Consider the following 13,843-nt stretch of genomic DNA (forward strand, 5'->3'; position numbering starts at 1 on the left):
GCCAGAACCACTAACGCCATGGCGTGTATCGACTGGCGAAGGGCACAGGGGCGCTTACTTCGCGCAGATGTCATTCAAGAGCAGCTTTCACTGAATCAAGCCACATCGACGACATTTTTTCTTGCCCTTTTTCGTTTAAATGACAAGCATCAAACCTGTACTCATCACCCAGCAAATTCGTGTTTGGCCCGGGATAACGCTTCAATTCAGGCGCATTGCCAAATATTAATTGAGCAGACTCGATATTACGGTCATACGCCATCCCGCAACGCGAATGAGCAGCAATCATCCAGCGGTTTACCTTGATTTTACTATTGACGTAGCCAATTACTTCGCCCAATCGCTGTATATACACATCTTTGTCAGTACCGGAATCCGAAGAACCCTGGTGCCAAAACGCAAAATCAAATTTAATTCCCTGTGCCAGGATTACGCCGATTGCAATGTTGAGCTTTCCAAATGCCACACCACCTGCCTGCCAATCTGCCACTTTAGTCCCACCCACACCGATCGGCATAAAAATGACTTTACGCGCGATACCTGCCCCAATCAACTTTTTCCCCAGCGGCATCCACATTGATCCATGATTACAATCGGCCCACTCAAAGGGGTCACTTGCAATTTTTATCACGCCATCTTTACCAACCTGAAATACATTATCCACAGCAGGATAAACATGTTCATTGCAATTCGATGATATCGATTGACCGATGACCAAAATTCGTAGTTCCGGCAAGGGATCGGGAATAACGGGGGTGACGGGAATGACTGGAATGATTGGGGGGACCGGGGGGACTGGGATGACTGGAGTGACCGGAGTAACCGGCGGGACGGGAATGACGGGAATAATCACAGCACCGTCAGGCGCACTGCCAGTACCGCCGCCGCATGCGGCAATTACCAAAATACAAGATAGGCCGAGAAGATACTTAAACAAACGAAGATTTTTCATCATTGAAGTCATGTTGACATCCATAAAAAAACATCACGTCTGGCGCGTGCGGTGTTCGCAAGCGTCCACATTCAAGTCACCTTCCATGCAGCATGGATGAAGTGGGATATTGCTCATACATCTCAGAAAGCGCTAACAACACTCCATGAAATATATCGAATAAAAAAACGCTCGCTATTGAGAAAAATCGAAAGATATGTCTTATGGGAACAAATGACATTGCTGTCTTCCCATGAGGTCATGCCAAATGTAAAAATAGCAATTAAATAGAAGAGGAAAGGTGATAAGCAGGAAGAGTGGGGCTTGCAGACTTGTTGAAACATTGACGTCCACGGAGGTCGGTCTGTTGCCGACCTGAGACATGTGCAACGCCGTCGATTGCGGCATGGTCTTGACGAACGTGCGCGTGCTGGAAAAGCATGGCGGCAAGTCGGAAGACTGGTGGTGATATAGCAAGACACAATTTGACTACACCGCTGTATCGAAACTAGACTGACAAATGCTCTGCAAGAAGCAAAGCATTCCTCATGCTTATCTATCCGGAGGAATATTATATGCAGGAGCTAACTAGGCGGCAAGAAATGACGGGCGGTTAAAACGTCATACGTTCACCACCCCGCCACAGAAAAACTATACATCAACAAATACCCCTGTCGGTTCGACAAGCGTGTATTATTTTTTGGCACATCAGCATGCGCCATTTATTGCAAAAATGAAGTTTTTAAAATTACTTAAAATAATATAGCAAGGATTCCTTTTGATATTTCACACTTGCAATATCTACGCTTTGTATCTTACTGAGCCATAATTGAGCCAATGTATTTTGCCCAAGCTCATTCAGCGAACAATTTCCAGAGCGATACTTTTCATCGAGCTGAGCAACATCCGGCCCAGGAAACCGATTTAATAGAGCTTCCCATTTTCCCGAAGTAGCATGCGTAGTATTTTTTTCACCACATTTACCATTGCGTCCAATTATCCATTTTTCCACAGCCATACCAAGACTCACGGATTTGACTACGCGCCGGACTTCGCCTTCATATTTTGACTCTAGCAATTGATTATCTGCAAACCAACCTTGCCATAGTGCGTAATTAAATTTTATATTTCTTAATTTCGCCGTTTTCATGGCTAACTGCAGATCTTTATATAAAACTCCACCAGTCAGCCAATCATCTACACGCTCTCCCGATGCGCCAAGCGTCATGAAAAAGACACGTTCAGCGATACCCGCCTGAACTATTTTTTGACCTAAAAGCACAGAAATATTATCAGCAGCACAGTCGGCCCGTCCGGTCGAGAGCCGTGCAGGGGTCTCCTGTCCGTTCAAACCAAGTAGATACACACCCTGAACTTTTTCATGTGCCACTTCGCGACAGGCCGCCGTGCCACCTTCTTGCATTACAAGTATATGAAGGTCGCGGGCGCTTGTTGATACCGAAAACAAAAGCAACGGTATTACCAGAAAAATCTTAACACCCGACAACATAACGACTCCGTTTTTTCAAAACTTTCTTCATTATTAAAACCACAGCGATGGACACACAAAAAACAACTCCGACCTCCAGGAAAATTTTTCCAGCCTCACTGAAAAATACATTTCTCGCCATCAACTTAGAAAATGCATAAATAACAAAGCCATGCACAAAAAACAATCCAAAACTTATCTTTGCAAAATATCCTAATATTTTATTTTCACGATTCATGAATCGTTCAAAAAGAAAAAATATAGCGACCAACAATGCCAATTTCCCAATTGAAATATAATTTGGAAGGCCTAAACCGCTAAAAAAATCCGGAGGAAATTTTGGTTGTTTAAAATACAGTGATGCAGAAATAAAAAACACAAAAAAGGAGACCGTGATAATTATTGTTTTAGCCGACTTGCTTAAATTATCCAATACTGATGCATTACTTGCCGCCAGCACGCCAAACAAATAAAATCCTAGGAAGTGCAGGAATGCCAGAATAGCGTTTGAATTATTTATTGGCCGGGAAGAAAAAGCACTAAACAGCAATGCAAAAAATGTCACCGCATACAATGATTTCGTTTTAGACAACACATTAAAAACTGGCGTCATTAAAAAAAATATTACTATCATCGGTATAAACCAGAGTGGGAAAACAATTGCCCACCCAACAAGCAGAGACCACAATACATAATTTAATGGGGTCAAATCAAATAGAACATTTTGTGAAACATAAAGCTTCAAGGACAAAGCTATAAAAGCAAAGAAAAAATATGGCAAAATTACATACTTTGCCTTTTTTAGCAAATAGTCCATGTAATTAAATTTATTCACTTCCAGATAACAAAATAAATATCCTGAAATAAATACAAACCAAGTTGTAGCATCCGTCAAAGTAAAATTCAGATACTTTCCCATGCCGCCCATTTCCTGAATGGATGGCGTATGAGAAAGGATGACAAAAAGTATCGCCATGCCTCTGAAATTATCCAAAAAATACCTAAAATTCAATTTCATTTATTACTCAATTCCATTATTTAAGGGCGGACTTTATTGATTCCAACCACATCGCCGCCATTTCATCTTGGCCACTTTTTTTAAGGTGACAACCATCAGTCCTGTACTCATCTCCCAACAAATTGCTATTGGCACCGACATAACGCTTAAGCTTGGCCATTTTCCCCATTTCCATCTGAGCAGATTCAATATTGCGATCATAGGCTCCGAAGCATCGCGAGTGAACGCCTATCAGCCATCGATTAATTTTTACTCGCTCATCGACGTAATCAATTACAGCGCCAAGACGACTCATGTAGGCGTTTTTCTCCATTCCGGAATTTGACGACCCTTGATGCCAGAAAGCGAAATCAAAACCAATTCCTTGTCCCTGAATTAAAGAAATTGCAGAATTCAATTTCTTAAACGCGATTCCATTCGCCTGCCAATCTTCAACCTTGGATCCGCTAACACCAATGGGCATAAAAGTCACTTTACGTGCAATACCAGCATCGATCAGTTTCTTCCCAAGAGGCATCCACATTGAACCTCTTTCACAATCCGCCCATTCAAACGGATCTGCCGCTGCTTTGACAGATCCATTGTTACCGATCTGAAATACATTATCTACTGGGCCATATTTATACTCGTTGCAATTGGATGATATAGACTGCCCTATCACCAAAATACGAAGTTCCGGCAGTGGGTAAATAATGACAGGAACAAAAACAGGTTCATTAGAACTTCCTGCACTACTCGAATTACCTCCTCCACATGAGGTCGCCATCAGGCCTATAAAAATGGCCAACGCACATTTAATCAATTTCATTTTTTCTCTGAATGATCTATATTTTATGGCATGGAAAAAGCCAGCCTCTTGAACTTTTTTAGAGCCCTACGACAGCCAGACAGCAATAAAGTCAGCCATGTATCTACTCTCGTGCCCACACTGGCAGCTACTTACATCATCAACACGACAAGAAATGTACAAACAATCAACGAGAAAAAGATCAAGTCATATAAAAAAATACAATGTTACCGACTCAATTCCGTAGCGGAAAAGTAATGAAAAATCACTAAAGTGTAACATATTCATGCGTAAATAAGATTTACGTCAGAAGAAATCACACTTCCCAGTGCATAGAAAGAAACATTTGTTACAATTAGATACAAACCAAGTGCATTATTTTTATCATTCCTCTTCATATCCGCAGCTAAGGCACGCCGTCTCGTCTTCGTCTCAACTGGCAATCGCTTGTCAGCATAATACGTTCGTGTCTCACGTAATCTGTACATAACGAGGCAGACCATGTCAACGACACATCGTAGATTCATCGATCTAGATTCGCTCACGTTCGCTTCTTCGCCAGCTAAAATGCAGCATCAGAATTGCATAGCAAAACACCGACGACAGGGTTACCGCCCATCACATCTCTGACGTTTGCTCGGAAGTCCTGTTTTTACGACGCATGGATACAATAGGACAAACTAAAGATATATGGAACGCGCCGCGCTGCACCGGTTTGTCAGTGATTAAAGTCGGAAGAGGGTATGGCAAGTATCTTGCGCGGCAATTCGAGGGAACAATATCCCTCGCATGCCAATTGGCCCACGTGGCATGTCCGGCAACTTGGTTATCAAGTAAGAGAAGTTTCGATTCGCCCACCAAGAGAGTTGCCAATCCCGATACTGGCTTGATGGCAACAGATATTTCCTTGCCAGCCACTGCAATACCTGGATGAGGCTTGCCCGCCACCTTCAAGTAATGTCTTTCTCACATACCCAGGATTATCGCGCACGAGACCGCGTCACAAAACGTGCCGTATGCGAAGATCGTCCGCACGCCATGCAAACAATAGCCACAGGCCACATCCCAGGCACAGGACGATAATGGCGATCGACAGGGGCAAGTGAAATTGCGCCAGTCCCGCCAGTGCGAAGCCGGCGTGGATCAGGAAGGTGCCCACGCCCAGTACGGCGCATACTGCCGCATAGCTAGGCGCATGTCTGGTGTTCAGCAATACATGCCGGTAGCCGATCAGCACCACGGCAATCGCCGCCAGGTTAAACACGAGAAAACCCTGCACGCCGCCCGGCAGATGGAACATCTCCCACTCTTTCCAGTAGGCAGCGTCGATTTGATGCAGGATGAGGAACAACATGGTCCAGAAGTAGCTGCGCGGCATAGGATTTACATTCGTCAATATTGAAGCAATTGTAAAGCCTGCACCGCGCGGCGGCGCGTGCACCTGGCATTTTTCGATGCCAATATGAATTTCATTGATATAAATGCTTTTTCATCAAGAAATCATGCATACTGCGAGTCGTCCATATCCAGATGAGCATCGCATGACAAGCAAGCAGCCCGCCGTGGAAACCAAGCTCCAGGACTTCGACTTCGAGGCCATGAATCTGCAGGTGGGTGGCCGCATCCAGTTCATCACGCACCGCACCATCAAACCCATCCAGCATTTCTCGACCCTGATCGGCTATGTGAAAGATGAGTACCTGATCGTCAAGATTCCCATGGAAAACGGCGCTTCCATCGTGCTCAACGAGGGCGACAAGCTGACCATCCGCGTGTTTTCCGGCGTCACCGTGTGTTCGTTTTCCTGCAGCGTGCTGCGCATCTTTGGCCGCCCGCTCAACTATGTGCACCTGAGCTTTCCGGACGCCATCCAGGGCACCAGCCTGCGCACGGCCATGCGCGTCAAAGTGGACATTCCGGCGCAGCTGAGCTACCGCGACGTGGCGGCCGTGCCCGTGTTCATCGTCAACCTCAGCGTCTCGGGCGCGCTGATCGAGGCGCCCGGCATGCTCACACCGGACGATGAGGGCGTGGCGCTAAGCTTTACTCTGCTGGTGCAGCCGAACAAGCACCAGATGCGCGTCAATACGCGCGCCCGCATCCAGAACGTCAGCGTGGGCAAGCCGTCGAATGGCCACGCCGCCGAGGCGGCGGAAATCTATACGTATGGCGTGCAATTCATCGACCTGGAGCCGACCCACTACACCCTGCTGCAAAACCTCACCTATGAAGCGCTGATCGCGGACCGGCAAAAAATCGTCTGATACCGGGCTGACAAGCGTCACCTAGAGCGTCGGCGTCACGTCGGGAATGTTGTTTTTGGTAATCGCTTCCTTCGCCGCCGGATTCGTCACGGTGGTGCTATTGAACCAGGTCAGACTGCTCGTGCCCGGCTTCATGGTCATCGTCACGGTTTGTCCACCGATACCGGTGCCCAGGTCGGCCGCCAGGGTCAGCACGATATCGCCCTTATTCACCGTGGCGCTGGCCACTTCGCGCGTGGCACTGAACACGGGAATGGCGCTGGGCACGGCCTGGGTGGGCGTGCTGCAGGCGGCCGCCTCGCCGCCGTTTTCCTGCACGCACAGGGCCACGGCCGTTTTCAAGGGGGCAGCGGCCGCCAGCACATTGCTGACCTTGGCCCGCATCGTGTAGTCGCCATACTGGGGAATGGCCACGGCCGCCAGGATGCCGGCGATGGCCACCACGATCATCAGTTCTATCAGGGTAAATCCGCTTTGCGCGCGCATCGTATCCTCCCATGGTGCATTGCTCACGCCAGGTACGTTGCAAGCGCCATGCCAGCGGCGCGCCCGGGCAGCGGCGACACGCATGGAAAGAAAAGCGACACATTTGGGCAGGTTCGGACCAGCATCGTCCGCCCAGGCCGGGAATCGGCCTGTCTTGCGGACAAAAAAAAGGAGCCGAAGCTCCTTTTTTGTACTGCGGTAACCAGGCTGAAATTACAGCATGGCTTTCAGCAGACGCGCCATTTCCGACGGGTTTTTGGTCACGGTGATGCCGCAAGCTTCCATGATTTCCAGCTTGGCTTGTGCCGTATCGGCACCGCCCGAGATCAGCGCGCCGGCGTGGCCCATGCGCTTGCCTGGAGGAGCGGTCACGCCAGCGATGAAGCCGACGACCGGTTTTTTCATGTTGTCTTTGATCCAATAAGCCGCGTTGGCTTCGTCAGGACCGCCGATTTCGCCGATCATGATGACCGCGTCGGTATCTGGATCGTCATTGAACATCTTCATGATGTCGATGTGCTTCAGACCGTTGATCGGGTCGCCGCCGATGCCGACTGCCGACGATTGGCCCAGGCCCAGTGCGGTCAGCTGACCCACTGCTTCATAGGTCAGGGTGCCCGAACGCGACACCACGCCGATACGGCCCTTCTTGTGGATGTGACCTGGCATGATGCCGATCTTGATTTCGTCTGGCGTGATCAGGCCTGGGCAGTTAGGGCCCAGCAGCAAGGTTTTGCTGTTGGCTTTGGCCATGCGGTCTTTCAGAGCCATCATGTCACGCACAGGAATGCCTTCGGTGATGCAAATGGCCAGATCCATTTCAGCTTCGACAGCTTCCCAGATCGCCGCTGCCGCGCCTGCTGGCGGTACGTAGATCACGGACACGTTGGCGCCGGTTTCTTTTTTCGCTTCGGTCACGTTAGCGAAAATAGGAATGCCTTCGAAATCTTCGCCGGCTTTCTTCGGATTCACGCCTGCCACGAAGGCAGCTTTGCCGTTCGCGTAGTCGCGGCAACCGCGGGTGTGGAACTGGCCGGTCTTGCCGGTGATCCCTTGGGTAACGACTTTGGTATCTTTATTGATCAGAATGGACATGTTGATTCCTTAATTAAGCTTGACCGGCAGCAGCGGCAACGACGCTCTTGGCTGCATCTTCCATGGTGTCGGCTGCGATGATAGGCAGACCGGAATCGGCCAGCATCTTTTTGCCCAGGTCTTCGTTGGTGCCCTTCATGCGCACGACCAGTGGCACGTTCAGCGAGACGGCTTTCACTGCGGCGATGACGCCTTCAGCGATCACGTCGCAACGCATGATGCCGCCGAAAATGTTCACCAGGATGGCTTTCAGGCCTGGGTTTTTCAGCATGATCTTGAACGCTTCGGTGACTTTTTCCGCCGTGGCGCCGCCGCCGACGTCGAGGAAGTTGGCTGGCTCGCCGCCGAACAGTTTAATCGTGTCCATGGTGGCCATGGCCAGGCCGGCGCCGTTCACCAGGCAACCGATGTTGCCGTCGAGCGAAATGTAGGCCAGGTCGAATTTCGACGCTTCGATTTCAGCTGGATCTTCTTCGTCCAGATCGCGCAGGGCGACGATTTCCGGATGACGGAACAGGGCGTTCGGGTCAAAGTTGAACTTGGCGTCCAGGGCGATGACTTTGCCGCTGCCGGTAACGATCAGCGGGTTGATCTCGGCCAGCGAGCAGTCGGTTTCCCAGTACGCTTTGTACAGGCCTTGCAGGTTGACGCGCGCGTCGGCGATGGAGCCGGCAGGCACGCCGATTTTGGCGGCGATGTCGTCTGCCTGGGCATCGGTCAGGCCGGTGCCTGGATCGATGGTGACGTGGTGGATCTTCTCAGGGTGGCTCTCGGCCACTTCTTCGATGTCCATGCCGCCTTCGGACGACGCCATCAGGACGATTTTCTGGGTAACGCGGTCGGTGACCAGCGAAACGTACAGTTCTTGTTTGATGTCGGCGCCTTCTTCCACCAGCAGGCGGTTGACTTTCTGGCCTTCGGCGCTGGTCTGATGCGTGATCAGCTGCATGCCCATGATCTGGTCAGCGTATTCCTTGACCTGTTCGATCGATTTTGCCACTTTCACGCCGCCGCCCTTGCCGCGGCCACCTGCGTGGATCTGTGCCTTGACGACCCACACCGGGCCGCCCAGGGTTTCCGCAGCCTTGACTGCCTCTTCGACGGACATGCACGGGATACCGCGTGGTACCGTCACTCCGTGCTGCCGGAGGATTTCTTTGGCTTGATACTCATGGATTTTCATGCTGGCTTCCCTTCTGATACTGATGTGTAAAAATACGGTTAGTGGTGCAAAAAAAACAGGAAAGCGCCGGGGTCACGGCTTGGCTACCCAGCGCGGGTAATACTGTGCCACCGCCCCGCCATCGGTGCGCAGGGCGTGGCATTTGTCGAGTTGAAACGGCTTTTCATGCGATAAGTCAGCATTCGCACCGTCGCGGGTCGACCAGACATCGCCGGCAAATGCCTGAACCGTCGCAGTCGGCAAGACTTGCGCCAGTTCGGTCAAATGGGTACAGCCAGCGATTCCCGCCAGGCGCTGTTTCAAGTCGCGGCGGAAATTCTTCAATAAATTCAGACCGATCAGCGCCCGGTAAGCGGGGCCGATGGTATCGCAAAAACCGGGATAGGGCACGGCATCGGAGGCAGCTTCGGCCTCGACAATGGTCAGTTCGCGATCGACGGTAATGCGTAAATGGAGGTCATGCAGAGGGGCGCCGGCGGGACGGGGGCCCGAGGCCAGGGTCGCGTCATAGCTTTTGATATCGGTGATACGGGCGTCAATATCCCACAGGCCGTCGTCGCGCACATACGCTTGGACGTCGATAACGCGGGAGTGCCGTAAGGCGCGCCGGGATACGGGAGTTGACAGGGGCATAAGACCGATGCCGCTTGCGCGGCCATAATTAGTAAGCAGCCATGTGCATAAAGCACGCCGTTCGCAGCTTCTACGAACAGCAACCGCACCTGCGGCGCCGCAAAAACCCTAAAAGTGTAGCACACAGGGCGCTAGTTGCGCCGCAACATAATTATTTATTGGTCTGGCTGCCCGCCGCAAATTATCAATGAAAATCGCAAAATGAATGACAAACATTCACAATTCAAATAACTCGGAAGCAGGTCGGCAGGCGCCGGCAAGCTGGCCGGCGCCGCGCCTCAGTCTGTCACGCCCAGTATGCGCAAAATGGGCAAGTTACGCGCAGCGAAATGCTGTGCGTGCGCCAGCAGTTCGGCCAAGTTTTCCTCTTCCGTCAACAAGGGCTGCCCGTCCTTCGTCACCAACTGGTTCAGGCGCAGCAACACCGGCCATGTCGCGCGCACCCATTCTTGCGGCGTTGAACAACCTTGCAGTTTCGCCCACAGGAAGAGCTGTTGTAAATGCGGTACAGCCACGCCGCTGCCCGTCAGGGGACTGGCGAGGATGTTCAAATCGGTTCTTGCCAGCGCCTGTTCCAGCAGGTGCGCATTCAGGCGGGCCGTCTGCGGCCGCGCCACGGCGATGTCGGCCTCGTCCTGGACAGCCAGCACGCTGCCCTTGCTGACCAGCACCAGCATGATCTGCAGCAAGGCGGCCAGCTTGGCTTCGCTGCCCGCCAGTTGCTGCTCCAGCTCGCCTATCGTATAGACGCGATGGTCGGCCATGGCATCGAGCACGGGCGCATACACGCGCTCATCCATATCGGCGTCGCCCAGCACGCCATGCACGCTCAACACCACTTCGTCGCGCGGCACGGCCAGCATCACGCGCACGGCCCGCAAGGCGCTGGCCTGGGCGAGCGGCGTCAGCCTGCGCGCGCCCTTGACCCAGTAATCCTTGCGGAACTGCTCGTTGACGAGGAAGGCGCGCGTCGTCTCGCGGAAGGTGGGATCGGGTATCTCGGCCAGGAATTGCTGGTGCTCGGCCGTCAGGTTCAGCATGTCGACCAGAGCGGTATAGGTGGCGGACGCGGCAAACTCGAGCTTGGCTTCGCCCAGCATGGCCGCGACGCTGGAAAAGGCCATCGGTTGCCAGTCGGCATTGAAATACTCATGGGCAAGATAATGTCCATCCATCGCCTTGAGCTTGTCGATGCGGTCCGCCAGGAGCGGGTTGGCCTCCAGGAAGCGCGGTTGCGCGGCGATCATCCTGTCGACGAAATCGATGGCGCCAGCGACTCTGTCCAGCACGCCCTGGCCCGGGGCACTCATGACGCGGCTATGTTCGGCCATCAGGTCGCGCATCGGCATCATGGCGGCCCAGCCTGGCTGCGTGTTGTAACTGATGAACACGACACCGCCGACTTTCAGCTTGCGCCGCAGGAAGTCGACGATCAGCGCGCGATTGTCCGCCGAGACCCAGCTCCAGATCCCGTGCAGGCAGATAAAGTCGAAATCGGGCAAGTCGTCGCGGCGGCAAAACTGCGCGAACGATTCGTCCGTGAACTGCGCGCCGGCGCCGGCCGCGCTGGCCAGCTCCTGCGCAAAGGCGGCCTGGGAAGGATTGAAATCATTGCCATGCCAGCGCGTGGCGGACGCCGCCGCATGGATGTTGGCGCTGATGCCCTGGCCAAAGCCCAGCTCGCAAGCCGTGCCGCTGGCCGGCAAGGCAAGGCCGGCGGCCAGCAGGGGCAGCCGCAAGCGCAAGGGATTCAATTCTTCGTAATAGCCATAGGTATAAGCGATTTCGGCCATATAGCCGGCATTCCAGTTGCTCATCTTGCATCCTGTCACGATCAGTGGTGCCGCGCGCATCGCACAGCGTTCGAGCGCCAGCATACCCGATCGCGCGGCGTCGCCATACGGGAAACAGACGGCGTTTGCGAGCGCAGTTCATGGCGGCACGGCGGGGCCGCCATGAACTGCCTTATTCCTCGTCGGGATCCAGCCCCTTCAGGGCCACCTGCACGGCGCGCTGCGAAAAGCCGCGCTGCATCAAAAAACGCATCTGCTTGTTGCGCTGCTCGGCATCCTGCGCCACTTCACCAAATTTGCGGCGCCACACTTCGCGCGCGCGTGCGGTCTCGCCTTCGGCCAGGCCCGCCTTGAGTTCCTGCAGCGCCTCGCCACCGATGCCATGGCTTTGCAACTCCGCCATGATGCGGCTGTTGCCGAAACGGGCCGAGCGGCGGTGGATCAGCGACTCGGAAAAGCGCTCCTGCGACAGCCAGTTCGCTTGCTCCAGGCTGTCGAGCAAGGCTTCCACGTCATCGCCCTCTTGCGCATGGCGCTGCAGCTTGCGCCGCAATTCCATGCGGCTGTGTTCACGCATCGACAGAAAGCGTAGCGCCCTGCCCTTCAGGCTCAGTTGTACTGCGGCCATACACCCACCTTGTCTTTCATTCCACGATCACATCACCCAAACACAATCGCCGCCCGGCGCAACAGCGCGGGACGGCGATCATGGTCCTACCTTGCGGCAAGCCATGCGTAGGTCGGATCAGGCCCCCTGGGCCGTCATCCGACAACATTGTTGACGTCTGTGGTGTTGTCGGATTACGCGCGGCTTTGCCGCGCTCATCCGGCCTACTCTGGCTTGGCTTCCGCAGCCTTGGCAGCCTTGTCGGCGGCTTTATCGGCTTTTTCCGGCTTTTCAGCAGCCAGCGGCGGCAGTTCGCGCACGCCCAGCGACGCGCGGACCTTGTTTTCGATTTCGCGGGCCAGCGCCGGCCGCTCTTGCAGGAAGGCGCGGGCGTTGTCCTTGCCCTGGCCGATGCGTTCGCCGTTGTAGCTGTACCACGAACCGGATTTTTCCACGATCTTGGCATCCGAACCCAGGTCCAGGATTTCGCCTTCGCGCGAGGTGCCGGCGCCGTACAGGATGTCGAAGTGCGCTTCCTTGAACGGTGGCGCGATCTTGTTCTTGACGACCTTGACCTTGGTTTCGTTACCGATTACTTCATCGCCGGACTTGATCGAGCCGGTGCGGCGGATATCGAGGCGCACGGAGGCGTAGAATTTCAGGGCGTTACCGCCGGTGGTCGTTTCCGGGCTGCCGAACATCACGCCGATCTTCATGCGGATCTGGTTGATGAAGATGACCAGGGTATTCGTGCGGTTGATGGAACCGGTCAGCTTGCGCAGGGCTTGCGACATCAGACGCGCTTGCAGGCCTGGCAGGGAATCGCCCATGTCGCCTTCGATCTCGGCGCGTGGCGTCAGTGCGGCCACGGAGTCGATGACGACGAGGTCGACACTGCCCGAACGCACGAGGGCGTCGCAGATTTCCAGCGCCTGCTCGCCCGTGTCCGGTTGCGAGATCAGCAATTCATGCAGGTTCACGCCCAGCTTTTGCGCGTAACCGACGTCGAGCGCGTGCTCGGCATCGATAAAGGCGCAAGTGCCGCCCAGTTTTTGCATTTCAGCGATGGTTTGCAGGGTCAGGGTGGTTTTACCCGACGATTCCGGACCGTAGATCTCCACCACGCGGCCGCGCGGCAAGCCGCCCACGCCCAGCGCGATATCGAGGCCGAGCGAACCGGTCGACACGACTTGCACTTCTTCGATCGGTGCGCTGGCATCCATGCGCATGACCGAACCTTTGCCAAACTGCTTCTCGATCTGCGCCAGTGCGGCGGCGAGCGCCTTGGCTTTTTCCGATGCGGGTACTACAGCTTTTTTATCGTCCATATGTTCTTTCAGCCGTTCTACAGTTGCGGATTCACGTGACGCATCTACGTGAACCGTGCAGCCTGCGATAGCGCCAGTGGGTTAAATTCTTTACACAGACAGTACTGTATAAAAAAACAGTGATCAATGCAAGCGGAACGTGGATTTGTTTTGAAACAGATCAATACAAGCCTGGTTTCTCACAAAAACTCGCCACCTTGCGGAAAATGAAACACAATACAAACTTCTA

Annotated in this window: 13 protein-coding genes and 1 pseudogene; 2 read left to right on the forward strand and 12 right to left on the reverse strand. The window is 53.4% G+C overall.

Annotated features, from left to right (window positions below; all coding sequences use genetic code 11):
• Nucleotides 1-70 precede the first annotated feature (70 nt).
• Nucleotides 71-964 (reverse strand): sialate O-acetylesterase, encoded by an 894-nt coding sequence (locus HWE17_RS06600; RefSeq protein WP_176388215.1) that lies wholly within the window; start codon nucleotides 962-964, stop codon nucleotides 71-73.
• A gap of 301 nt (nucleotides 965-1,265) precedes the next feature.
• Here HWE17_RS06600 and HWE17_RS28605 point away from each other — a divergent pair.
• Nucleotides 1,266-1,400: pseudogene (locus HWE17_RS28605) on the forward strand (cyclic pyranopterin monophosphate synthase MoaC); the annotation flags it as partial.
• Nucleotides 1,401-1,679: 279 nt separating this feature from the next.
• Here the strand turns inward: HWE17_RS28605 and HWE17_RS06605 are convergent.
• From HWE17_RS06605 to HWE17_RS06620, 4 genes are all read right to left on the reverse strand, one after another.
• Nucleotides 1,680-2,441: a hypothetical protein gene (locus HWE17_RS06605; protein WP_176388216.1), complete on the reverse strand. Its 762-nt coding sequence runs from the start codon at nucleotides 2,439-2,441 to the stop codon at nucleotides 1,680-1,682.
• On the reverse strand, nucleotides 2,425-3,438 hold the full coding sequence (locus HWE17_RS06610) for an acyltransferase (RefSeq protein WP_176388217.1): 1,014 nt from the start codon (nucleotides 3,436-3,438) through the stop codon (nucleotides 2,425-2,427). Before HWE17_RS06610 ends, HWE17_RS06605 begins: the two co-directional genes overlap by 17 nt.
• A 16-nt stretch (nucleotides 3,439-3,454) precedes the next feature.
• Nucleotides 3,455-4,246, reverse strand: coding sequence for a sialate O-acetylesterase (locus HWE17_RS06615; protein ID WP_176388218.1), 792 nt, complete (start codon nucleotides 4,244-4,246; stop codon nucleotides 3,455-3,457).
• A 979-nt stretch (nucleotides 4,247-5,225) separates the two neighbouring features.
• Nucleotides 5,226-5,603, reverse strand: a complete 378-nt coding sequence (locus HWE17_RS06620; protein ID WP_176388219.1) for a DUF6713 family protein — start codon at nucleotides 5,601-5,603, stop codon at nucleotides 5,226-5,228.
• A gap of 163 nt (nucleotides 5,604-5,766) precedes the next feature.
• Between HWE17_RS06620 and HWE17_RS06625 the strand changes: the two genes are divergently transcribed.
• Nucleotides 5,767-6,489, forward strand: a complete 723-nt coding sequence (locus HWE17_RS06625; RefSeq protein ID WP_176388220.1) for a flagellar brake protein — start codon at nucleotides 5,767-5,769, stop codon at nucleotides 6,487-6,489.
• Between the two features lie 21 nt (nucleotides 6,490-6,510).
• Here HWE17_RS06625 and HWE17_RS06630 read toward each other — a convergent pair whose 3' ends face one another.
• From HWE17_RS06630 to recA, 7 genes are all read right to left on the reverse strand, one after another.
• Nucleotides 6,511-6,975, reverse strand: a complete 465-nt coding sequence (locus HWE17_RS06630; RefSeq protein ID WP_099401742.1) for a pilin — start codon at nucleotides 6,973-6,975, stop codon at nucleotides 6,511-6,513.
• A gap of 213 nt (nucleotides 6,976-7,188) precedes the next feature.
• Complete coding sequence (sucD, locus tag HWE17_RS06635; RefSeq protein ID WP_034746085.1) at nucleotides 7,189-8,070, reverse strand: succinate--CoA ligase subunit alpha; 882 nt, start codon at nucleotides 8,068-8,070, stop codon at nucleotides 7,189-7,191.
• A 13-nt stretch (nucleotides 8,071-8,083) separates the two neighbouring features.
• Nucleotides 8,084-9,253: an ADP-forming succinate--CoA ligase subunit beta gene (sucC, locus tag HWE17_RS06640; protein ID WP_034746081.1), complete on the reverse strand. Its 1,170-nt coding sequence runs from the start codon at nucleotides 9,251-9,253 to the stop codon at nucleotides 8,084-8,086.
• A 72-nt stretch (nucleotides 9,254-9,325) separates the two neighbouring features.
• Nucleotides 9,326-9,886 carry a DUF2889 domain-containing protein gene (locus tag HWE17_RS06645; protein WP_035822519.1) on the reverse strand — a complete coding sequence of 187 codons (561 nt, stop codon included), beginning with the start codon at nucleotides 9,884-9,886 and terminating at the stop codon, nucleotides 9,326-9,328.
• A 278-nt stretch (nucleotides 9,887-10,164) separates the two neighbouring features.
• A complete protein-coding gene (locus tag HWE17_RS06650) occupies nucleotides 10,165-11,703 on the reverse strand; it encodes a class I SAM-dependent methyltransferase (protein WP_176388221.1) in 1,539 nt (512 codons plus the stop codon).
• Nucleotides 11,704-11,851: 148 nt separating this feature from the next.
• Nucleotides 11,852-12,307 (reverse strand): recombination regulator RecX, encoded by a 456-nt coding sequence (gene recX / locus HWE17_RS06655; RefSeq protein ID WP_176388222.1) that lies wholly within the window; start codon nucleotides 12,305-12,307, stop codon nucleotides 11,852-11,854.
• A 203-nt stretch (nucleotides 12,308-12,510) separates the two neighbouring features.
• Nucleotides 12,511-13,614: a recombinase RecA gene (gene recA, locus HWE17_RS06660; protein ID WP_034746069.1), complete on the reverse strand. Its 1,104-nt coding sequence runs from the start codon at nucleotides 13,612-13,614 to the stop codon at nucleotides 12,511-12,513.
• Between the last annotated feature and the right edge of the window lie 229 nt (nucleotides 13,615-13,843).

This window comes from Janthinobacterium sp. BJB401 (assembly GCF_013372745.1).
GTDB classification, from domain to species: Bacteria; Pseudomonadota; Gammaproteobacteria; order Burkholderiales; family Burkholderiaceae_D; genus Janthinobacterium; species Janthinobacterium rivuli.

What these genes read in the sequence shown, in the direction of transcription:
- HWE17_RS06600 (WP_176388215.1), bottom strand. Translation starts at nt 964, where the DNA reads ATGACTTCAATGATGAAAAATCTTCGTTTGTTTAAGTATCTTCTCGGC.
- HWE17_RS06605 (WP_176388216.1), bottom strand. Translation starts at nt 2,441, where the DNA reads ATGTTGTCGGGTGTTAAGATTTTTCTGGTAATACCGTTGCTTTTGTTT.
- HWE17_RS06610 (WP_176388217.1), bottom strand. Translation starts at nt 3,438, where the DNA reads ATGAAATTGAATTTTAGGTATTTTTTGGATAATTTCAGAGGCATGGCG.
- HWE17_RS06615 (WP_176388218.1), bottom strand. Translation starts at nt 4,246, where the DNA reads ATGAAATTGATTAAATGTGCGTTGGCCATTTTTATAGGCCTGATGGCG.
- HWE17_RS06620 (WP_176388219.1), bottom strand. Translation starts at nt 5,603, where the DNA reads ATGCCGCGCAGCTACTTCTGGACCATGTTGTTCCTCATCCTGCATCAA.
- HWE17_RS06625 (WP_176388220.1), top strand. Translation starts at nt 5,767, where the DNA reads ATGACAAGCAAGCAGCCCGCCGTGGAAACCAAGCTCCAGGACTTCGAC.
- HWE17_RS06630 (WP_099401742.1), bottom strand. Translation starts at nt 6,975, where the DNA reads ATGCGCGCGCAAAGCGGATTTACCCTGATAGAACTGATGATCGTGGTG.
- sucD (WP_034746085.1), bottom strand. Translation starts at nt 8,070, where the DNA reads ATGTCCATTCTGATCAATAAAGATACCAAAGTCGTTACCCAAGGGATC.
- sucC (WP_034746081.1), bottom strand. Translation starts at nt 9,253, where the DNA reads ATGAAAATCCATGAGTATCAAGCCAAAGAAATCCTCCGGCAGCACGGA.
- HWE17_RS06645 (WP_035822519.1), bottom strand. Translation starts at nt 9,886, where the DNA reads ATGCCCCTGTCAACTCCCGTATCCCGGCGCGCCTTACGGCACTCCCGC.
- HWE17_RS06650 (WP_176388221.1), bottom strand. Translation starts at nt 11,703, where the DNA reads ATGAGCAACTGGAATGCCGGCTATATGGCCGAAATCGCTTATACCTAT.
- recX (WP_176388222.1), bottom strand. Translation starts at nt 12,307, where the DNA reads ATGGCCGCAGTACAACTGAGCCTGAAGGGCAGGGCGCTACGCTTTCTG.
- recA (WP_034746069.1), bottom strand. Translation starts at nt 13,614, where the DNA reads ATGGACGATAAAAAAGCTGTAGTACCCGCATCGGAAAAAGCCAAGGCG.